General features: G+C 70.4%; 17 protein-coding genes. 8 read left to right on the forward strand and 9 right to left on the reverse strand.

Features of this window, described 5'->3' with window-relative positions:
• Positions 1 to 191: 191 nt before the first annotated feature.
• The 8 genes from ON21_RS33405 to ON21_RS33445 all read left to right on the forward strand — a co-directional run bounded on the left by ON21_RS33405 (position 192) and on the right by ON21_RS33445 (position 9653).
• Positions 192 to 704: a nitroreductase/quinone reductase family protein gene (locus ON21_RS33405; RefSeq protein ID WP_051021650.1), complete on the forward strand. Its 513-nt coding sequence runs from the start codon at positions 192 to 194 to the stop codon at positions 702 to 704.
• Positions 705 to 1856: 1152 nt separating this feature from the next.
• Entirely contained in the window at positions 1857 to 3032 is a 1176-nt protein-coding gene (locus tag ON21_RS33415; protein ID WP_039804782.1) for an ABC transporter substrate-binding protein, read from the forward strand.
• Positions 3033 to 3035: 3 nt separating this feature from the next.
• Positions 3036 to 4169 (forward strand): FecCD family ABC transporter permease, encoded by a 1134-nt coding sequence (locus ON21_RS33420; protein ID WP_039804784.1) that lies wholly within the window; start codon positions 3036 to 3038, stop codon positions 4167 to 4169.
• Complete coding sequence (locus ON21_RS33425) at positions 4166 to 4975, forward strand: ABC transporter ATP-binding protein (protein WP_051021651.1); 810 nt, start codon at positions 4166 to 4168, stop codon at positions 4973 to 4975. Before ON21_RS33420 ends, ON21_RS33425 begins: the two co-directional genes overlap by 4 nt.
• A 15-nt stretch (positions 4976 to 4990) precedes the next feature.
• Positions 4991 to 6298 carry an NtaA/DmoA family FMN-dependent monooxygenase gene (locus ON21_RS33430; protein ID WP_051021652.1) on the forward strand — a complete coding sequence of 436 codons (1308 nt, stop codon included), beginning with the start codon at positions 4991 to 4993 and terminating at the stop codon, positions 6296 to 6298.
• Between the two features lie 7 nt (positions 6299 to 6305).
• The gene (locus ON21_RS33435; protein WP_039804786.1) at positions 6306 to 7658 is read left to right on the forward strand and encodes an LLM class flavin-dependent oxidoreductase; all 1353 of its coding nucleotides are present in this window, start codon (positions 6306 to 6308) and stop codon (positions 7656 to 7658) included.
• Entirely contained in the window at positions 7655 to 8608 is a 954-nt protein-coding gene (locus ON21_RS33440) for an amidohydrolase family protein (protein ID WP_051021653.1), read from the forward strand. Before ON21_RS33435 ends, ON21_RS33440 begins: the two co-directional genes overlap by 4 nt.
• Positions 8598 to 9653, forward strand: a complete 1056-nt coding sequence (locus tag ON21_RS33445; RefSeq protein ID WP_051021654.1) for an acyl-CoA dehydrogenase family protein — start codon at positions 8598 to 8600, stop codon at positions 9651 to 9653. Before ON21_RS33440 ends, ON21_RS33445 begins: the two co-directional genes overlap by 11 nt.
• A gap of 120 nt (positions 9654 to 9773) precedes the next feature.
• Here the strand turns inward: ON21_RS33445 and ON21_RS33450 are convergent, their stop codons facing one another.
• The 9 genes from ON21_RS33450 to ON21_RS33490 all read right to left on the reverse strand — a co-directional run bounded on the left by ON21_RS33450 (position 9774) and on the right by ON21_RS33490 (position 20767).
• Positions 9774 to 10994: an acyl-CoA dehydrogenase family protein gene (locus ON21_RS33450; protein WP_039804787.1), complete on the reverse strand. Its 1221-nt coding sequence runs from the start codon at positions 10992 to 10994 to the stop codon at positions 9774 to 9776.
• Positions 10995 to 11055: 61 nt separating this feature from the next.
• Positions 11056 to 12093, reverse strand: a complete 1038-nt coding sequence (locus ON21_RS33455; protein WP_086006520.1) for an aldo/keto reductase — start codon at positions 12091 to 12093, stop codon at positions 11056 to 11058.
• Positions 12090 to 13130 (reverse strand): aldo/keto reductase, encoded by a 1041-nt coding sequence (locus ON21_RS33460; RefSeq protein ID WP_039804789.1) that lies wholly within the window; start codon positions 13128 to 13130, stop codon positions 12090 to 12092. Before ON21_RS33460 ends, ON21_RS33455 begins: the two co-directional genes overlap by 4 nt.
• Positions 13127 to 14476 (reverse strand): NtaA/DmoA family FMN-dependent monooxygenase, encoded by a 1350-nt coding sequence (locus tag ON21_RS33465; RefSeq protein ID WP_039804790.1) that lies wholly within the window; start codon positions 14474 to 14476, stop codon positions 13127 to 13129. Before ON21_RS33465 ends, ON21_RS33460 begins: the two co-directional genes overlap by 4 nt.
• Positions 14476 to 15816 (reverse strand): LLM class flavin-dependent oxidoreductase, encoded by a 1341-nt coding sequence (locus tag ON21_RS33470; protein WP_039804792.1) that lies wholly within the window; start codon positions 15814 to 15816, stop codon positions 14476 to 14478. Before ON21_RS33470 ends, ON21_RS33465 begins: the two co-directional genes overlap by 1 nt.
• Positions 15813 to 17009: an acyl-CoA dehydrogenase family protein gene (locus ON21_RS33475; protein ID WP_039804817.1), complete on the reverse strand. Its 1197-nt coding sequence runs from the start codon at positions 17007 to 17009 to the stop codon at positions 15813 to 15815. The genes ON21_RS33470 and ON21_RS33475 overlap by 4 nt, the downstream gene beginning before the upstream one ends.
• 287 nt (positions 17010 to 17296) lie before the next feature.
• Positions 17297 to 18202, reverse strand: coding sequence for a LysR family transcriptional regulator (locus ON21_RS33480; protein WP_039804794.1), 906 nt, complete (start codon positions 18200 to 18202; stop codon positions 17297 to 17299).
• A gap of 94 nt (positions 18203 to 18296) precedes the next feature.
• Positions 18297 to 19946 carry a dipeptide ABC transporter ATP-binding protein gene (locus ON21_RS33485; RefSeq protein ID WP_039804795.1) on the reverse strand — a complete coding sequence of 550 codons (1650 nt, stop codon included), beginning with the start codon at positions 19944 to 19946 and terminating at the stop codon, positions 18297 to 18299.
• Positions 19946 to 20767 carry an ABC transporter permease gene (locus tag ON21_RS33490; RefSeq protein WP_063821179.1) on the reverse strand — a complete coding sequence of 274 codons (822 nt, stop codon included), beginning with the start codon at positions 20765 to 20767 and terminating at the stop codon, positions 19946 to 19948. Before ON21_RS33490 ends, ON21_RS33485 begins: the two co-directional genes overlap by 1 nt.
• Positions 20768 to 20793 lie beyond the last annotated feature (26 nt).

Raw genomic sequence — 20793 nt, forward strand, 5'->3', positions numbered from 1 at the left:
GCCACCACAGCAGCAACTCGGTTCAGTTCCCGTTGAAGAACCGTCACTGACGCCGAACACGTCCGGTTTCGGAGAGCAAGGCCGTTTCGAACCGCGCACCATGCGGCATGAGGCGTTGGTTCGCGAAGTGCGTCAAGATTTCTCGTCGAGTTAGGACCGGGACTGTCCTACCTTCCCGACATGCTCGACGCATGAGTGAAATCGAATCGACTGCGGGACAGCCGGATCACGCCGACATCACCGACTACAACGATCCGGACGCGCCGTGGAACCAGGCGTGGGACCAGGCGGGCGGCATTGCCAACTGGAACGATGATGTGATCAAGGAGTTCCGGGAGAACTCGGGCAAGGTGGGCGGCGCGTACGCGGGCGGGGACCTCATCCTGCTCACCACCATCGGAGCCAAGAGCGGCAAGCGGCACACGACTCCGCTGGGACCCCTGTACCGGGACGACACCATGTACGTGAGCTCGTTCATCGAGGACAAATACCCGGCCTGGTGGTACAACATCAGGGCGAATCCGCAGGTCACCATCGAGCTCCGAGACAAGACCTACCAAGCGACCGGCAAGGTGCTCGAAGCCGAGGACTACGACGAGTTCGCGGCCTGGGTACTGGCCAACAACCCGCTGCTGGCGGATTTCCAGTCCAAGGTCGACCGGCCGATTCCCCTGGTCGTGCTGACCTTCCACGGCGAGGGCTGAGCGCTCCAGGAGAACCCAGCCGCGGCGTATCGACATTGCACCGGGCGGCAGGAGCATCAGCATGCCGCCCGGAGGCAGAGTGCGATCACACCGAAAACGGGTGGGTGCGCGGAACCGCTGGTGAAGGCCGTCGCGGTCGAAGCCACGCGAAAAGCGACCTTGATGAGCTCGTCGTCGCTGGTATCGATCGGGGCCCCATGCAGGTAGTACGCGGTTTCGAGTTCGCCTGTGATGTTGGGGGTCAGTGACCGGCGGGCCAGCAGCCAGCGCCTGTCTGCGCAAGGGTGCACCGCAGGTAGCCGTCGCGGCAGGTGTGCCCGTGGCCGCGACGCATTAGGAAAACTGAACGATCCTCGTAGTTCAGCTGCCTTGTTCGGCATCGGCCGCGCTTCGATACTGGACTCGTTCGGTCCGCCGGGAAGGAGTGCTCGTGGTGCACGAGGACATTCGCCACGCCGTCAGCGCCGAGGCACCGGGAACGATTCGGCGCTGCGTCCGCCCGCGATCCGCGGATCCTCGACGGTGTTGTCGCTGAACTCGGTGCGAGAGCTGTCGGTGTAGGCACAGGAACAGGCCGATCGCGCCGCGTTTCAGAGGTGACGGGGCGATCCGGTGCGTGGCGCGGTGGCGAGCGTCCTGCGACCGGCCACGGTAGAACGACCGGGCGCGAGTGCGGATCCCGGAGAACGCCTCCGGTGGGTCGAGCAGACCCGATACGGCGATCCGCGTGAACAGTGCGGTGGTTCGACAAGATTCTCGCGCGTGCGCAGCGGCACGGGTGTCGGACCGTACGGAGATCCAGCCGAGGCGCAGGCCCGGTCACTGTTCAGGCGCAGTGATCGCCCGCACGCCTGCGGGTCGCCGACCGTGAAAACGGGGTCGGAATTCCCGGCGAAGGTCTCGAAGAATGGGGCGCGAATAGTTCACGCGATTTCTTCTTCGGTGCGGGAGTCGTCGGGTGATCGCAATGGACAGGTGCTCTGTTCGACGCGCCCATTTTGCTCGGCGGTGTTGATCCGACGAGACCGCAACACTTTTCGATCAACGCGAGAGCAATCGTTGCGGCGGCGTGATGACGCCGCGCATGATTCCCAAGAGTTTCCCGCGTCCGAATTCGTTTCGGCGCAGTGCGCATTTCCGAGGAGATCACGAATGGCACCACCGATCGGTTCGCCGACTATTCCCGGAACGTTGAGCAGGCGTTCCTTCGGCCGGCTTGCCGCGCTCTCGACGGTCGCGGCGGGCGCGACCGCGCTCGCCGCCTGCGGGACCGGCACCGAGGCGGCGTCGAGCGCCGCGGCCGGACCGGCCACGAAGATCGTCGACGAGACCGGGCGCACGATCGAGCTGAACCTGCCCGTCCAGCGCGTGCTGTCGGGTCTCGGCGGTAACCAGTACATTCTCGAGCTGGTCCGCGCGGTGGGCGGGCAGGACCGGATCGTCGGGGCGACCGCGAGTCAGATCACCACCGAGGGGTGGTCGGGGTACTGGGACAGCTTCCGCGGCATCTCCGCGGACAAGCTCATCGCGGGCACCACCGGCGGCTTCAATTACGACCGGATTCTGGCGCTGAACCCCGACGTGTTGCTGACCGGAAGCAACAGTCCCTGGCAGGAAGCCGAGGCGAAACTCGCGCCCTTCGGCATCAAGGTGATCGTCTTCACCGCATGGGAGCCCCGCTTCTCCACGGTCAACACCGAGTTGCTCGGCAAACTGTTCGGCACGCAGGAGCAGGCGAAGAAATACCGCGAGTCGATCCCGGCGGCCATCGAGCAGGTGCTGCGGGAGCGATTGGACGGTCTGGCCGAGCAGCAGAAGAAACGGGTCTATTTCGAAGGCGCGGTGGATTTCGTGGCCGGGGTCCCCGGCGGCTGGGACTGGGTCATCAGATACGCCGGTGGCCGCAACATCTACGCCGACATCCAGATCAACGGCGGCCTCGGCTGGAACGAGATCACCGTCGAACCCGCCGACATCGTCGCGCGCGATCCCGACTTCATCATCAAGAACGGCGTGCAGGGGCTGCCGCAGGGCTTCTATCAGCCCTGGTCACGGGACAGATTCGTGAGCACGGCGCGCTCGCTTCTCGCGCGGCCAGGCTTCGCGGAGCTGAAGGCGATCCGTAGCGACAATCTCTGGATCACCAACAACTACCTGATCAGCTCGGCCTCCAAGTGGGTCGGCGCGCTGTACCTGGCGAGCTGGCTGTATCCCGAACGCTTCGCCGGGGTCGACAAGCAGGCGTACTTCCGCAGCTGGGTCGAGGAGTACCAGCACACGGCGTACATCCCCGACACCGAGTACTTCCACCACCATCGGACGGCGTGAGCGATGTCCGACACCGTGCAACGGGAAGTCACCGACAACGAATCTCCCGGAGTGTCGGCGTTTTCCGGATTGCTGTCGCGCTACCGCGCGGTCACACGGTCCGATACCGGACGTCGTTCGGTGATCGCGATCGGCGTCGTCCTCACGGCGCTGCTGGCCATCTGGGCATTGACCGTGGGCGGCAACATCATCGGCGTAAGTGACGCGGTATCGGCGCTGTGGGCGAAGGCGACGGCCGCGTCGGCGCCCGACACCGCGACCGCCCGGCTGTGGTTGCAGGTCTGGGAACTGCGCGTACCGCGGGTGCTGCTCAGCGTCGTGGCAGGCGCCGCGCTGGCGGTGGCCGGCGTGCTGTTCCAAGGCCTGCTGCGCAACCCCCTGGTCAGCCCCTACACCTTGGGCATCGCGCCGGCCGCCGCCTTCGGCGCCTCGTATGCGATCGTCTTCGCGGGCAACGGGATCGCGGGCCTGTCCAGCGACGTCTGGGTGGTTCTCGGCGCGCTTGCGGTCGCGATCGTGAGTTCCGGTTTCGTTCTCGCGCTCGCGGCGACCAGGAGCACCGACCCCTCGACGCTCATCCTGCTCGGCATCGCCGTCACCCAGTTCTTCACCGCCGCCACCTCGGTTCTGCAGTTCACCGCCGACCAGGAGACCCTCGCCCTGATCGCGCAGTGGATGTGGGGTTCGGTCAACGGGGCGGTCTGGCACGAGGTGGTCATCGTGGGGATCCTGTTCGCGCTCACCTACCCGCTCGTGCAGCGCCGTGCCGGAGCGCTCAACGCGATCGCCTTCGCCGGCGACGATGCGGCCAAGAGCCTCGGCGTCCCGGTGACGCGAACCCGGCTGTGGCTGCTCGGCCTCGCCGTCGTGCTGACCGCGGTAACCATCAGCTTCACCGGCATCATCGGTTTCGTCGGCCTGGTCGCGCCGCACATCGCCCGGCTGCTGATCGGCGCCAATCATCGCTTCCTGCTGCCGTTCTCGGCGATCATCGGCGGGCTGCTGCTGATCGTGGCGGATTCCGCGGGCCGATCGGTGCTCAATCCGGCGGTGATTCCCGTCGGCATCGTCGACGCGCTCATCGGCGCGCCGGTGTTCCTCTATCTCATTCTGGCCAAACGAAGGACGACCGCATGACGCTGGAGATCACGGACCTGCGCTTCGGATACGGACGCCGCGCGATCCTGCACGGGGTGAGCCTGCGGGCCGAGCGTGGCGAACTGCTGGGATTGCTCGGGCCGAACGGATCCGGCAAGTCCACCGTGCTCAAGAACATCGCGCGCATCCACAACCCGAGTTCGGGGCGCCTGGTCTGGAACGGCGAGGTGGATCTCGCCGCGCTGAGCCGCAGGGAGCTGGCTCGGTTGGTGGCCTACGTGCCGCAGACCATCGACGTGTCCTTCGAGCTGGATGTGCGCGAGGCCGTGGTGCTCGGGCGCACCCCGCATTTCGGGGCCCGCCCGAGCGCCGAGGACTGGCGCCACGTGGACCGTGCCATCGACCTGCTCGGACTCGGACCGTTGGCGCACCGCTCGGTGACCGAGCTGTCCGGCGGGCAGGCGCAGCGGGTGCTGATCGCCCGATCCCTGGCGCAGCAACCGAACATCCTGCTGCTCGACGAACCCACCAGCGCGCTGGACATCAAATACCAGCTGCAGACGCTGCGGTTGGCCCGCCGGATCACCCGGACCGCGGGGGTGGCCGCGATCATCGCCATCCACGACCTCAGTCAGGCGGCGCGGTACTGCGACCGGATCGCGTTCCTGGAAAGCGGCCGGGTGCGGGCGGTCGGCACGCCAGAGGAGGTGCTGACGCCCGAGCTCATCGCGGACGTCTACGGCATCGAGGTGAGCACTTTCCACGCCAACGGCGCGGTGCACGTGGTGCCGATCGACCACCCGGACGCCGAACTTCCGCTCGGTGAGAACGCCACCGCCGCCTGAAATCCTGGAGACACCGTGTCCTCGAACGCTTCGCCGCATCGGTTGCGGCTCGGACTGCTGACCAACGCCCCCGGCAATGCCCTGCCGGGGCAACTCGTTCCCGGCGACGTCCGCCACCCGGCCGACACCCTCGCGCATTACACGAATCTGGCTCTGACCGCCGAGGCCGCCGGGTTCGATCTGCTGTTCGCCGCCGACGGACTGAGCTCCGACACCGAACTCGGCGCCAAACCCGAACCGATCACGCTGTTCTCCGCCCTCGCCGCGGTCACCACGCACATCGGCCTGGTGCCGACGGCGTCGACGACCTTCACCGCGCCGTTCAACCTGGCCCGGCAGTTGCAATCGCTGGATCACCTGTCCGGCGGCCGGGTGGGCTGGAACGCGGTCACGTCCTCGGTGGGAGAGCGCAATTTCGGCACCGCCCCGCTGCCCGCGCACACCGACCGTTACCGGCAAGGGCTCGAGCACGTCTCGGTGGTCACGCGGCTGTGGGACTCCTGGCGCGACGGCGTGCAGGGCGGCCCGATCGACCACCGCGGCGAGTTCTACACGGTGGAAGGGCCGCTGCCGCTGCCGCGCTCACCGCAGGGGCGGCCGGTGCTGTTCCAGGCCGGGTCTTCGGCGGACGGTATCGCGTTCGCGGCGCGGTTCGCCGAAGGCGTGTACACCGCCCAGCAGACGCTGTCCGGCGCGCAGCGGTTCTACCGTGAGTTGAAGGCCCGAACCGCCGCCGCGGGCCGCGATCCGAGCCACATCCTGGTGCTGCCGGGTGTGAGCACGACCATCGGCGGCACCGAGGCCGAGGCGCGCCGGCTGGACGAGGACCTGTTCGAGGCCGGTTACAGCGACGCCTCCCGGGTCGCGCTGGAACGTCAGCTGGCAGGCATCGATCTGTCCGCCTTCGACTTCGACGACGTCATCCCCGAGACGCTGCTGCCCCCGGTCGCCTCGATCCAGGGCAGGCAGAGCCGCTACGGCGTGTTCCGCGATCTCGCGGTGGAGGAGGGCTGGACTGTCGGCGAGCTGATCAGGTTGCAGCAGCGCTCGGCGGGGCACGGCCGGGCGGTTGGCTCTCCGGAACAGGTCGCCGATCAGCTGGCCACCTGGTTCCGGCAGGGCGGCGCGGACGGATTCGTGGTCATGCCGGGACAAGGGCCGGGCGGGGTGGAAGCGTTCACCGAGCACGTCGTTCCGATCCTGCGGAAGCAGGGGCTGTTCCGCGGCGAATACGAATCGTCCACGCTGCGCGGCAATCTCGGCCTGCCGCCTGCGACCGCGCGATACCGCGTCGCGCCGCCGTCGATCGCGCAGGCGGTGTGACCGGTCGATGAGCGGACAATTGCATCTGAACATCAACCTGCTCACCGCGGGCGCGCATCCGGCGGCGTGGCGGTCGCCGCGCGGGAACCCCCGCGCACTCGTCGATCCCGAGCATCTGCGTGCCGTGGCGCGGGAAGCCGAACGCGGGCTCCTCGACGCGGTGTTCCTCTCCGACGCCGTGCTGCTGAAGGGCGGCGGTTCGGCCATGCCGATCGCCGGGCTCGATCCGGCCGTCGCCGTGGCCGTCATGGCGGCGGCCACCGAGCGGATCGGGTTCATCGCGACCACGACGGCGACCTTCCAGGAGCCGTATCACATCGCCCGCACCTTCGCCTCGCTGGATCACGTGAGCGGCGGCCGGGTGGGCTGGAACGTGGTGACCACGCGAGATCCCGGAGCGGCGGCGAATTTCGGTGCCGGACAGGGACATCAGGAACGGGCGCTGCCCGCACGCGCGGACCGCTACCACCGGGCGGCCGAGGCCGTGCAGGTGGTGCACGCGCTCTGGGACAGCTGGGAGGACGAGGCGCTGGTGGCCGACCCGGCGTCCGGACGGTTTTCCGACCCTGCGCGCATCCATCGGATCGATCACCGCGGCGAGCACTTCAGCGTCGCCGGTCCGTTGCAGCTGCCCCGTCCGCCGCAGGGCCGGTTGCCGATCGTGCAGGCCGGTGGCTCCGAGGGCGGGCGGGAGCTGGCCGCACGGTTCGCCGACGCGGTGTTCACCGCCCAGCATCTGCTGCCGCAAGCGATCGAGTTCGCCACCGACATCCGGCGCCGCGCCGTGCGGCACGGGCGGTCGCCGGAGTCGGTCAAGATTCTGCCCGGCCTCAATCCGATCGTCGGCGGCACCGAAGCCGAGGCACGGCAACGCAAGGCGGATCTGGACGCCCTGATCCCGGTCGAGGACCGGCTGCGCGGGTTCGCGGCTTTCCTCGGCATCGACGCGTCGTCGCTGTCGCTGGACGATCCCTTCCCGCCCGAACTGCTGCCGCAGGCCGGGAGCACCTACGGTTCGGAAGGGTTCACCGAAGCCGTGCGGAACCTGTTGCGTTCGCGGCCGCACACCGTGCGCGAACTGCTCGACCGCGGCGCCTATCACCGCGACCTGGTCGGCAGCCCCGAGCAGATCGCCGACTCGATCCAGCAGTGGTTCGAGGCCGGAGCGGCGGACGGATTCAACCTGCAATTCGCCGTCTACCCCCAAGGGCTGACCGATTTCGTCGACCACGTCGTACCGCTGTTGCAGCGTCGCGGGCTCTTCCGCACCGAATACGCCGAAACCACGCTGCGGGCTCGCCTGGGCCTGTCGCGCCCAGCCAGCCGCTACGCCACCTCCGAGCAAGGAGCGCTCCTGTGACCGACGCACCCCCGGTGATCGACTTCCACAGCCATTTCCGTCCGCCGTGGTGGCGGGAGATCGCCCCGGGCGACGCCCGCACCACCGGGCCGTTCGCGGCGCTCGACGACGTGGACGCGCTGGTGGCGTTCACCCGCGACGGCGGCGTGGAGCAGCGGGTGCTCGGCGCGCCGACCGAGTTGCTGTTCGGACCGGACGCCGACATCGCCACCGAGCAGATCGACCGCGTCAACGAGTATCTGGCGGAGCTGGTCGCCGCGCATCGTCCGCTGCTCGGCGGCTTGGCGACCGTCGACGCGTTCGCCGGAGCGGCGGGAGCCGAGCAGGCGGTGTACGCGATCGAGCGGCTCGGGCTGTCGGGGATCGTGGTCGATTCCTACCGGCGCGGGGAGTACGCCGGGGCCGCTGTCACCCGCCCGACCTTCGAAGTGGCCGCCGCACTGGGCGTTCCGGTTTTCGTGCACCCGGTCTTCGCCGCAGGGTCCGACGCGGTGGGCGCGGCCGCAGGACAGCCGGGTGTCTCGTTCGGACGCGGCTTCACCAACGGTCTGGCCTTGCTGTCGCTGCTGCACGGCGGGACGCTCGCCGCCCTGCCCGGCTTGGACGTGGTCTTCACGGCGCTGGGTACGGGCGCCCTGCTGTTCGCCTCGGACTACATCGCCGACAACCGCCGTGCGGTCGCGGTCGGAACCGCGCTGCCGCATCGAATCCATATCGACACTTTGCGCCTGGACGTGCCGACGCTGCGCTACCAGATCGACGTGCTCGGACCCGAGCGTGTGCTCGTCGGCACGGACTGGCCGATCCGCACCGACGGCACCAGGACCGAGATCCTCGAGGTGCTCGCCACCGCCGGGCTGAACGCGGGCGACCGGGCGCTGGTCGCCTCGGGCAACGCGCGGCGTCTGTTCGCGGTGCGGTCGGCAGTAGGAGCCGGCGATGGCCGATGAGTCCGGCCATCCGTTCCTGCGCCGGTTGACGCCGGTGGTCGGAGAGGTCATCGCTCCGGCCGCCGTGCGCGTCGACCGCGATGAGGTCCCGGCCGGGCACTTCACCGCGCTGGGCGGGCACACCGACCTGCTGCGCGTGGGTATCGCGTCCCGGTGGGGCGGCACGGAGCTGCCGGTGGAGGTTGAGCAGCGCGCCTGGGCGCTGTTGGCCGCCGCGTGCCCGTCGACCCATTTGATCGCCCAGCAGCATTCGGCGCCCGCACGGTGGCTGCACCCCGATTCCGCGGCCGCGGCCGAACTGCTGCCGCGTCTGGCCGCCGGTGAGCTCGTCGGCGCGGCCGCTTTCGGACACGTGCGGAACTGGCCGCGCCGCCGGGACGTCACCGCCACCCGCGTGCGAGGCGGCTGGCGTTTCGACGGCGTCGCGCCGTGGTTGTCGGGGTGGGGGCTGGCGTCGCTGCTCGCGGTAGCGGCGGTGGAACCGGAGCGGGAGCGGGTCGTCCAAGCCGTCGTCGACATCCCCGCGCGGTCGCTGACCGCGCTTCCGCTGCAGCTGAGCGCGATCGCGGGATCCAGGACGGTCGCGGCGCGTTTCGACGGGCTCGAAGTGCCGGACTCGCGGGTCACCCACCTGATCGATCTGGCGGACTGGCTCGACCGCGACGGTGCGGGCGTGCCAGCGATCGATCCGGCCGTACTCGGCGTGGCCGCGGCGGCGATCGGGTACGCGCGTGATCGCCATCCCGACGACCCGAATCTGCCCGAGATCGCCGCGGAGATCGACCGGCTGTGGGAGGTCGCGCGCGCCGCCGCTCCCGCCCCGAACACCGAACTCCACGACGGGCGTTCCCGGCTGTACTGGCGCACCACGGCCACCGCGCTGGCGGTGCGGGCCACCCAGGCGGCGATCGTGGCCGCGGGCGGCAGCGGGCTGCGCGCCGACCACATCACCCAGGTGTGGGCCCGCGCCGCGCTGTTCTACCAGGTGCGCGGGGTCAACAGCGCGATGCGCGCGGAGCATTTCGCCCGCTTGGCGGGCAAGTAGCGAGCCGGCGTCCGGGCTGAACGCGGGTAACCGGGCCGATGTCACCCGTGTGCACCCGGCCGCCGCGCGCAGCCTCGGCGTTGCGTGCCGTATCGAGGTTTCCGAGCGATGACTCCGGCCTCAGAAGTGACCCGCTTCGGGCAGCGGGGTGTCGTTGACCAGGAGGTCACCCAGCGCGCGGGCCTTGTAGGCCGCGGGGTTGTGGGAGAACAGCGTGCGCAGGTTGCGCCAGTGCCGGTCGTACTGCGCGGAGGCGCGGGTGGCCGAGGCACCGCCGGCATCGAAGATGCGCCCCGCCGCCCGCAGTGCGGGCTCCTCGATGGCGACCTTGGCTTTGGCGGCCAGCACCGCCGCCTCGTGTTCGAGGTCCGCGTCGATCCCGGTGGCGCGAGCGGCGTCGAAGGCGCGATCCTGCGCCAGCGCGGCGGCGCGCACCAGCGATTCGGCGGCGAAGGCCGTGGCGGAGATCGTGCCGATGATCTCGAGCAGTTGCGGATCGTGGCGGGGCTCTTCGGCATTGGCGAAGACGAAGTTCCGCCTGCGGGTGCGCACCAGCTCGGCGGCGTCGGCGGCCGCGGACCGCAGGATGCCCGTTGCGATGGCGTGCAGGTACAACTGCGGGAACGCCTGACGCGGCGGCACGCCGGAATCCGAACCGCGCCACGGCAGCGTCTCCGACTCGGCCACCGCCACGTCGGTGAGCACGGTGGTGCCGCTGCCGGTGTGCCGCTGGCCGATGCCGTCCCAGTCGTCAAGATGGGCGACGCCGGCCCGGTCGGCGGGGACCACGGCGGTGAGCAGGCCTTCTCCGGGCACCTCGGCGCTGATGCGCACGTAGTCGGAATAGAGCGCGCCGGTGCTGTAGAACTTGCGTCCGTTGAGCAGGTAGCCCCCGCCGGGTGCGGGCGTCAACGTGCTGTCGTAGGTCCAGCTGCCCGCGGAACGATTGCTCAATTCGGTGAGCGCTCCGCCGAAGAGCTTGCCCGCCAGCACTTCCGGGATCCAGGCCGCCTTCTTGCCGGTGCGGGGCAACCGGAACAATTCCTCCACGAAGCCGAAGTGGATGCGCAGGATGTGCGGGACGTCGGGGTCCGCCTCGGCCAGGTCGATCAGCAGATCGAACAGCTCCGAGATCCGCCAGCCCCCGCCGCCCAGATCGGTGGGTACCCGGACAGCGCCGAGACGCAGCCGTTTGGCCGCCGCGATCGCCGCGTGCGGTGGCTCGTCGCCGCCCTCGGCGCGTCGGCGCGCCGCGTCCGCGGCCACCTCGGCGACGAAGGCCGCGATCTCGGGGGAACCGGGGCGCGCGATGGCGGCCGCGGCGGTATCGATGCTGGTCATCGGAACTCCTGGAGTAGGGCCGGTGCGCCACCGGCGAGGGACGGATTCGGCGCGGGGGTGCTCAGGCGACGCTGCGCCGCAACGCCGGGTCGGCCAGCGCGGGCGGGATCGCTCCGGTGTCGCGATCGCTGAAAACGGTTCCCGGAGCGACGATCTCATCGATGCGATCGAGCACGTCCGCGCTCAGCGTCACTGCGGCCGCGCCGAGGTAGGCGTCGAGGTGCTCGGCGGTGCGCGGGCCGATGATCGCGGCGCTGACATCCGGGTGCGACAGGACGAAGCCGACCGCCAGTTGCACCAGGGTCAGCCCGGATTCCCCGGCCAGCACCGCCAGCGCTTCGGCCGCGGCGAGCTTGGCGGCGTTGGCCGGGGCGGCGATGTCGAAACGACCCGGGATCAGGTCGGCGCGGTAGGACTCGGGTTGCGCCGCGCCCGCGCGGTACTTGCCGGACAGCCAGCCCGCCGCCAGCGGACCGTAGGTGAGCACGCCGAGCCGGTACCGACGCGCGATCGGCAGCGTCTCGCGTTCGATGCCGCGCACCAGCAGCAAATACGGAACCTGTTCGGTGGCAGGTCGATTCAGCTTGCGCCGATCGGCCGCCCACTGGGTCTCGATCAATTCGCCTGGCGAGAACACGGAGGTGCCGTAGTAGCGGATCTTGCCGGCGCGGACCAGATCATCCAGCGCTCCGACGGTTTCCTCGATCGCGGTGACTGATTCGGGCCGGTGCACCTGATAGAGGTCGAGATGATCGGTGCCGAGCCTGCGCAGCGAGTCCTCGACGGCGCGGGCGATCCAGCGCCGCGAGTTGCCGCGGTGGGTGAGGTCGTCGTCGACGGCGTTGTGGAACTTACTGGCCAGGATCACCTCGTCGCGCCGGCCGCGCAGCGCTTTGCCGACGATGATCTCCGATTCGCCGCGCGAGTAGGTGTCGGCGGTGTCGACGATGTTGACGCCCGCGTCCAGCGCGCGGTGGATCACCGCGATCGCCTCCTCGTGCGTGGTGCGGCCGCGGGCACCGAAGTTCATGGTGCCCAGGGCCAACGGGCTGACCCGCACCCCGGTGCGGCCGAGGACACGCAGATCGGACAGGCTCATGAGTGGGCTCCTCGGACGATGCGGCGGGTGGCGGAGTCGGTGAGCGAAGGCGGCAGATAGCCCTCGTCGGCGGGGCTGATGCTCAGGCCGGGTGCGACGATCTCATCGATGCGGTCGAGCACCGCGGCGTCGAGCCGGACGTCCACCGCGCCGAGCTGTCCCTCCAACTGCTCGAGGGTGCGCGGCCCGATGATGACGCTGCTCACCGCCGGATGCTGGAGGACGAACGCCAGCGCCACGTGCACCAGCGAGAGTCCCGCGTCGTCGGCCAGCTTCGCCAGTTCCTCGGCGGCGGCGCGCTTGCGCTGGTTGGCCGCCAGCGCGGGATCGTGCCGATGCGGTTGCCTGGTGAGCCTGCTCGACGGCGGCGCGTCCGTCCCCGGCCGGTATCGCCCGGACAGCCAGCCACCGGCCAGCGGGCTCCAGGTGAGCACCCCGAGGCCGTACTTCTGGGCGATCGGCAGCGTGGCCCGCTCCGCCGCGCGCGCCAGGATCGAATAGGGCGGCTGTTCGCTGACCGGGCGGGTCAGGTTGCGGTCCTCGGCCACCCACTGCGCCTCCACCAATTGGTGCGGTTCGAAGGTGGTGGTGCCGTAGTAGCGGATCTTGCCGGCGGCGACCAAGTCGTGCAGGGCGCGCAGCGTCTCCTCCAGCGGCACGTCCGGGTCGGGACGGTGCACCTGATAGAGGTCGAGATGGTCGGTGTTCAACCGGCGCAGGCTGTCCTCGACGGCGCGGATGATCCAGCGGCGGGAGTTGCCGCGCGAGTTCGGGTCGACGCCGATCTGCCCGTGGAATTTACTGGCGAGCACGACTTCGTCGCGGCGGCCGGCGAGCGCCTTGCCGACGATCTCCTCGTTCTCGCCCTGGGAGTAGACGTCGGCGGTGTCGACGACGTTGATGCCCGCGTCGAGCGCGCGGTGGATGATGCGCGCGGCGTCGTCGTGGTCGCGGTTGGCCCAGGCGCCGAAATTCATGGCGCCCAGAGTGAGCGGGCTGACCAGCACACCCGTGCGGCCGAGATAGCGGAGTGTCATCGTGGGGTGGTCACTTTCTCGTAGTGCGTACGGCCGAAGGAATTCGCCGGTTCGGTGAGGCCGAGATGCCCGCGCAAGGTGGCGTGCTCGTAGCCCTGCCGGAACAGGCCACGGGCGCGCAGTTCCGGGATCACCTGATCGACGAACTCCTCCAGATAACTCGGCAGCACGGCCGGGATGATGGTGAAACCGTCGACGCCGGTCTCGCGGAACCACCGCTCGATGTGGTCGGCCACCGCGACGGGGGTGCCCGCGACCACCCGGTGCCCGCCGAGGAACTCGGTCAGCAGCCTGCGCACCGTGTGACCGGTCTCGGTGGCGTAGCGGGTCAGCGATTCGAAGAAGCCCTGCGGGCCGATGCGGCCATCGGGCAGCGCGGTCAGCCGCGCGGGCAGCGGCGCGTCCAGATCCAGCTCTTCGTCGGGGTAGCCGAGCCAGCGGGCCAGTGCGCGCGCAGGCGCGCTGTCCGCGGGCAACCGCTCTTGCAGCGCGTCGAAGCGTTCGCGTGCCTGCGCTTCGGTCGCGCCGAGCACCGGCACCAGTCCCGGCAGAATCCGGATGGCCCGCGGGTCCCGGCCCGCGGCAGCGGCAGCGCTCCGGATCCCGGTGACGAATTCCCTCGCCGCGGTGGCGCTCAACTGGGTCGTGTAGATCGCCTCGGCGTGCGCGGCCGCGAACGCCTTGCCCTGCGGCGACGCTCCGGCCTGCACCAGCACCGGACGTCCTTGCGGCGACCTGGTGACGTTCAGCGGACCGGCGACGGCGTAGAACTCGCCGCGGTGGTCCACCGCGTGCACCTTGTCCGGGTCGGCGAAGCGGCCGCCCGCCTGATCCCCGATGACGGCGTCGGCTTCCCAGCTGTCCCAGAGCTTCTGGGTCAACTCCACGAATTCCGCGGCCCGCCGGTAACGCTCGTCGCGCTCGGGCAGGGACTCGATGCCGAAATTGCGGGCGGCGTTCGGTTCGAACGTGGTGACGACGTTCCAGCCCGCCCGTCCGCCGCTGGCATGGTCGAGCGAGAGGATCCGCCTGGCGAGGTTGTAGGGCAGGTTCAGCGATGTGGTCGCCGTCGGGATCAGCCCGATCCGTTCGGTCGACACGGCAAGCGCCGAAGTCACCAGGATCGGGTCGAGCGTCGCGGCGGGGGCGCGGGCGATGCCCGGCTGCTGCACGGGAATGTCCGGGAACAGCAATCCGTCCAGCGCGCCGCGCTCGGCGACGGCGGCCACGTGCTGATAGTGCTCGAGCCGGATGAACGCGTCGGCGGGCAGGCCGGGCTCGCGCCAGGCCGCGGGGTGATAGCCGGAGCTGCCGACGTTGACGAAGAAGTGCAGGGTGCGGGTCATCAGGCGGCTCCTTCCGCGCGGGGGCGGGTGTGCCCAGGGACGGGCAACCCGAGATGCCCACGCAGCGTGGTGGTCTCGTACTCGGTGCGCAGCACGCCGCGCCGCCGCAGAATGGGCACCACGCCGTCGACGAAATCGTCGAATCCGTCCGGCAGCACGTCGGGCATCAGGTTGAAGCCGTCGGCGATGCCTTTGTCCACCCAGTCGACGATCGCGTCGGCGATCTGTTCCGGTGTGCCGGTGACGATGCGGTGGCCGGCGCCGCCGCCGAGCTTGCGCAGCAATTGGCGCACGGTGAGGTCGTCCCGGCGAGCCAGCCCGAGCGCGATCTTGTAGAAAGTTTGCGAGCCGCCCGCCCGGTCCGGCTCGGGCAGCAGGTGCCACGGCAGCGGCGCATCCAGCCGCAATGCTTCACGGTCCACGCCGAGCTGGGCGGCCAGCCGGCTCAGCGCGTAGTCCGGCGGCACCAGTTCGTCGAGCAGCTCCCGCCGCTGCGCGGCCTCCCGTTCGGTCGAGCCGAGCACCGTCGACAGACCCGGCAGGATCAGCACGTCCTCGGCGCGGCGGCCCAACGCCACCGCGCGCGATTTCACGTCGCGGTAGTACTCACCGGCCTCCTGCTCGGTCTGCGCCGCCGTGAAGATCACCTCGCCGACCCTGGCGGCCAGCCCGCGGCCGTCACTGGACGCGCCCGCCTGCACCACCACGGGTTCGCCCTGCGGGGACCGCGGCACGTTGAGCGGACCGGCCACCCGGAAGTGCGTGCCGCGATGATCGACGGGATGGATCTTGTCCGGATCGGCGAAGCGGTGCGCGGCCTTGTCGCCGACCAGAGCGCCGGGCTCCCAGCTGTTCCACAACGCGCGCACCACGGCGACGAACTCCGCGGCGCGCTGGTAGCGGGCCCCGTGCTCGGGCTCCTCGTCGAACCCGAAGTTGCGGGCGGCGTCCGCTCCCGCGGTGGTCACCACGTTCCAGCCGGAGCGGCCCCCGCTGAGCAGGTCGAGCGAGGCGAAGCGGCGGGCCACGTCGTAGGGGTGGTTGTAGCTCGACGAGAGCGTGGCGATCAACCCGATGCGGCTGGTGGCCGCGGCCACCGCGGCCAGGATCACCGAGGGCTCCAAGCTGTTGAACGGCCGGTACCGGATGTCCTCCCGGATGGCCGGGCCGTCGGCGAGGAAGACGGCGTCGAACCGGGCCTCCTCGGCGCGCCGGGCGATCCGCACGTAATGGTCGAGCCCGAAGCTCGCCACCGGGTCCGTCCCGGGGAAACGCCAGGAGCCGCCGAAGACGCCGGCATTGAGGATGTTGACGTTCAGGTGCACTTGCCGTCGGCTCATGGTCGCTCCGCTGCTCGGCCCGCCGCCAGCGCCGTGCGACCCAGGTCGGCCAGCACGAAATCGCTCTGCGGGAAATGGATTCGCCCCACCAGGGCGTCGCGGTGGTGGCGCTCGAGGGGATTGCGGCGATCCAGCCCCGGGTTCCCGGTCAAGTCGAGCGCGGACTCGGTGACCCGGATGGCGGTGGTGGTCGCGACGTGTTTGGCCAGCGCGGGCAGCGCGCCCGCCGGATCGCGGGCCAGGCTCGCGACCGCGTGGCGCAGCAGCGCCCGGCTGGTCTGGATCCACGCCTCGATCTCCCCGACGCGGTCGTGGAAGCGCGGCACGGTGGCCAGGGCGGCGCCCAGCGCGGTCGGCACCCTGGTGTGCAGGTAGCGCACCAGCCAGTCGCGCGCGGCGATCGCGACGCCGTTGTAGTTGGCGGCCAGCAGCAGCGGCAGCGCCTGGCGGCCCGCGCGGCGCACCTTCGCCGTGCCGGCGGAGGGATCGCGCAGGTCGACGAGCCGGGCGTGCGGCACAACGGCAGCATCGAAGATCACCGACTGGGTGTCGGAAGCCCGCAGGCCGAGGTGGTTCCACGTGCGCTCCACTCGCCAGCCGGTCACCGACCGGTCCAGCAGGAAGGTCGCGATGCGCGGCTGCGGCTCCGCGGTGCTGGTCGTCACGGTGAACCAGGTCAGACCGGAAATGCCGGTGGCGTAGGCCTTCTCGCCGTCGATGCGCCAGTCGCCCGACGGCAGCCGGGCCGCGGTGGTCGCGGGCACGCCGCCGCGCGCCAGGCTGCCGAGTTCGCGTTCCACCGCGAGACCGTTGATCAGCGCGCCGTCGGCGGCGGCCGACCGCAGCACCAGCTCCTTCAACTCGCCCGGCCACGGGCTGTCCGGGTGGAGCATGCCGAGGTGGTTCGTGAAGTTCCACTGCAGGATCAGGCCGACCGAGGGGTCGGCGGCGCCCACCCGCTCGATGAGTTCCACCGCTTCGGCGATGCCCGCGCCGCGCCCGCCGTAGGCGACCGGGACGGTCAAGGCGGGCGCGCCGATGGCGTGCAGCGCCTCGAACGCCGCGAACGGGAAGGATCCGGCCCGGTCGTGTTCCTCGGCGCGCCCGGCGATCGTGGCGAGCACGCCGGTCAGCGCGTGCTCGTCCAAGCCGGTCGGCCTGGTATCGGCGGTCGTTGGCAATGTTTCGGTCATGACGCGCTCGCGGCGCGCGGTGGCACACAATTCATGATTTCTCGGCAAACTCGTTCGCAAGGTGTGGCCGCAGGGGCAAGGAATGGAATACGGTGACGAAATTCCGGCGTCACCGGCAACAGCGAAACGGCACCGAAAGCGATGTGCCCCACTGTGTTTCATGCTTTGCCACGGGGACTCCTCTCGTTCGTGCCGCCTGCGATCCCAGTATCGGAAGCGGGAAACCGGCGAACAAGGCAGTCGTCCTACGAGAATCGTTTAGTTTTTCTCGACGGTCCGGACGCGGTTCACGACGCCAATCGCTGCGGGCTGGCGAGGGTGCGCAGGGCGCGGATGGCGGCCGCGACGGCGGGACGTTCCAGCGACGCCTGCCGGTAGGTGACCCCGATCTGCCGTGTCCCGTTGGCCACCGTGCAGGCGATCAGATGGCGATGCTCGTCGTCGACCGACATCTCCGGCACGATCGTGACGCCCAGCCCGTACTCGACCATCTCGGCCATTCCGGCGAAGCTACCGCTGCGGTGCTCGATGCGGGGTGCGAAACCGGCCTCGCGGCAGGCGTAGAGCACCGAGACGATCGACGGTGCGCCGTCGCGCGCGGCGATCCAGTCCGCGTCCCGGACCGCGGCGAGTCCGTGCTGGCGGACCCGCTCCCGCACTCCGTCCGGCGCCAGCAGCACCAGCGGGTCGCCGAACAGGAATTCCGAGCTCAGGCCGAGCGGCAGGTCGCGGGCGCGGAAGGAATAGGCGTAGGTGATGGCCAGATCCACCTCCTGCTGCCGCACCGCGGGCACCGAGTCCACCGGCATCAGGTCCACCACCCGCACCCGCAGATTCGGGTACTCCGCGCGCAACTGCGCCGCGGCGGGCAGCGCCAGCCGCGACTGCGCGGTGCGGAACGTCGCGAGGGTCAGTACCCCGGTGACCTTCTCGGCGGTGGCGGCCACCGCACTCTCGGCCTCCTCCAGCGCGGCGATGATCCGCGAGGTGTGGTCGACCAGCACCCGGCCCGCCGGGGTCAGGCGCAGCACCCGGCCCTCCCTGCGGGTCAGCACGGTGCCCACTTCGTCCTCGAGGATGCGCAACTGCTGCGACACCGCCGAGGTCGTGATGCCGTGCAGCTCCGATACCGCGGTCATGGTCGTGCGTTCGGCCAGATCCCGCAACAGGATAAGACGCCGGATGTCGTACACGACTGCCTCGCTTTCGCTGCCTGTTCCGGATCACGATCATCGGCCTCGGCAACGGTGGAGGAAATGCTTACGATCAGAACGATTCTGTGCGGGATCAAGTCGGTGACAGCGCGCCCACGGGCAAAGGGGTTTCCGGCCTCCGCGTGGGCGCCCCGGGGACCGCCGCCAGCAGCCGCCGCGTGTACTCCGCCGACGGCTCGGCGAAAACGGACGCCACCGGACCCGTTTCCACGATTCGCCCGCCACGCATCACCGTGACGTCGTCGGCGATCAGCCGCACCACGCCGAGATCGTGGGTGATGAACAGGTAGGTGAGCCGCTGCTCGTGCTGTAGATCGACCAGCAATTGCAGGATCTGCGCCTGCACCGACACGTCCAGCGCCGAGACCGCCTCGTCCAGCACCAGCATCCGCGGTCCGGCGGCCAGGGCGCGGGCGATCGCCACCCGCTGCCGCTGCCCGCCGGACAGTTCGGCGGGCCTGCGGCGCAGGTGCGAGCGGTCCAGCGCCACCGCGTCCAGCAGTTCGGCCACGCGCTGTCGCCGCCGGGCGCGGTCGGGCAGTAGTCCGAGCGATACCAGCGGCTCCGCGATGATCGTCTCGACGTCGAACCTGGGATCGAGGGAGGAATACGGGTTCTGGTAGACGAACTGGATCTCGCGCCGGATCGGCCGAGCCCGCCTGCGGGACAATCCGCTGATCCGCTCGCCGTGCAACAGGACCTCCCCGGTGTCCGGTGCGGTCAGTCCCACCGCGATCCGGGCCAGCGTGGACTTGCCCGCGCCGGACTCGCCGACCACCGCGTGCGTCGATCCAGCGACGACGTCCAGGGAGATGTCGTCCACCGCGCGGATCTGCCCGCCGAAGGTCTTGGCCACCGCGCGCACCCGGAGCACGACCGAGCCGCGGTCGGGGGTCCTGCGGGCGGTGGCGCCGGTCGGCGTGAGCGGTTCGCTGTGCCGGGAGGGCGCCGCGGCGACCAGCTCGCGGGTGTACGCGGTGCGTGGCGCGGCGAGGATGCCCGCGGTCGCGCCCTCCTCGACGATGCGCCCGTCGCGCATCACGATCAACCGGTCCGAGCGCTCGGCGGCCACGCCCAGGTCGTGGGTGACCAGCAGCACCCCGAGCCCGAGCGTGGCGCGCAACCGCGCCAGATGGTCCAGGATGACCTGCTGCACCGTCACATCCAGTGCCGAGGTCGGTTCGTCGGCCACCAGCAGGGCGGGGTCGTTGGCGAGGGCGATCGCGATCAGCACCCGCTGCTTCATGCCGCCGGACAGCTCGTGCGGATACTGCCGGTACACCCGCTCGGGATCGGACAATCCCGCGAGTTCCAGCTTCGCGACGGCCAGCTCGCGGGCCGCGGCGCCGTCGACGCGCCGATGCAGCCGCAGCGCCTCGCCGACCTGGGTGCCCACCCGTTTGACCGGGTTCAGCGAGGTTCCCGGGTCCTGCGGGACGAATCCGACGAACGGGCCGCGCAGCCGCGCCAGCCTGCGTTCCCGCCACCGCGCGACGTCCTGGCCGTCGAGTTCCAGCGCCCGCGCTCGCACCAGGGCCGAGTCCGGCAGCAGCCGCAGCGCGGCGTGCACGGTGGTGCTCTTGCCCGAGCCGGATTCGCCCACAACGGAGACGAATTCGCCGGGGCGCACGGCCAAGGACACCCCGTCGACGGCGTAGCCGTGCGCGGACCGGTAGCGCACCCGCAGGTCGTCGACGCGCAGCAGCGGTTCGTTCGTGCCCATCACGATTCTCCCAACGATCGGCCGATCCTGTTGGCCGACAACACGACCACGGCGATGAGCACGCCGGGCAGGATCGAAATCCACGGATAGGTGGCCAGGTAGTCGCGGCCCTCGGCCACCGCGAGACCCCACTCCGGCTGCGGTGGCGGCGCGCCGTAGCCGAGGAAACCGAGCGCGGCCACGGCCAGCACGGCGGAGCCGCACTCCAGCGCGGCCAGCGCGAGCACCGCCGATACCGAGTTCGGCAGCACGTGCCGCAGCACCACCCGCCCGAAACCCGCGCCGGCGCCGTAGGCGGCCTCGACGTAGTCGGAGGCGGCGACCTTCAGCACCTGCGCCCGCATCACCCTGGCGAACGCCGCGATCGCCGAAACACCAACGGCTACGGCGATGTTTACCGTGCCGTAGCCGAGCGCGGTGACCACCGTCATGGCCAGCAGCAGGCCGGGGATGGCCAGCAGCACGTCGACGCAGCGCATGATCACCGCGTCGATCCGGCCGCCGACGAAGCCGCTGAACAGGCCGATCGCGGCGCCGATGAGGAAACCGAGCGCGACGGCGAGCAGCGTCGCGCTCACTGTGGTGGAGGTGCCGTAGATCGCGCGGGCCAGCAGATCGCGTCCGAGCCGGTCGGTGCCGAACGGATGGGCCGGGCCGGGTGGGGCGAAGCTGACCGACGAGTCGCCCTCGAGGGGGTCGTGCCCGGTGAACCAGGACGGCAGCACCGCCCAGGCCAGCACCACGCCGACGACCAGCCAGGCCAGCGTCAGCCCGGGGGCGGCCGCGGCGGCCAGGAGCAGCCGCCGCGGCCACCGGGTCACGGTGGGAGCCGTCGCGGTCGGCGCGC

It is taken from the genome of Nocardia araoensis NBRC 100135, assembly GCF_000308435.1.
Taxonomy (GTDB): domain Bacteria; phylum Actinomycetota; class Actinomycetes; order Mycobacteriales; family Mycobacteriaceae; genus Nocardia; species Nocardia araoensis.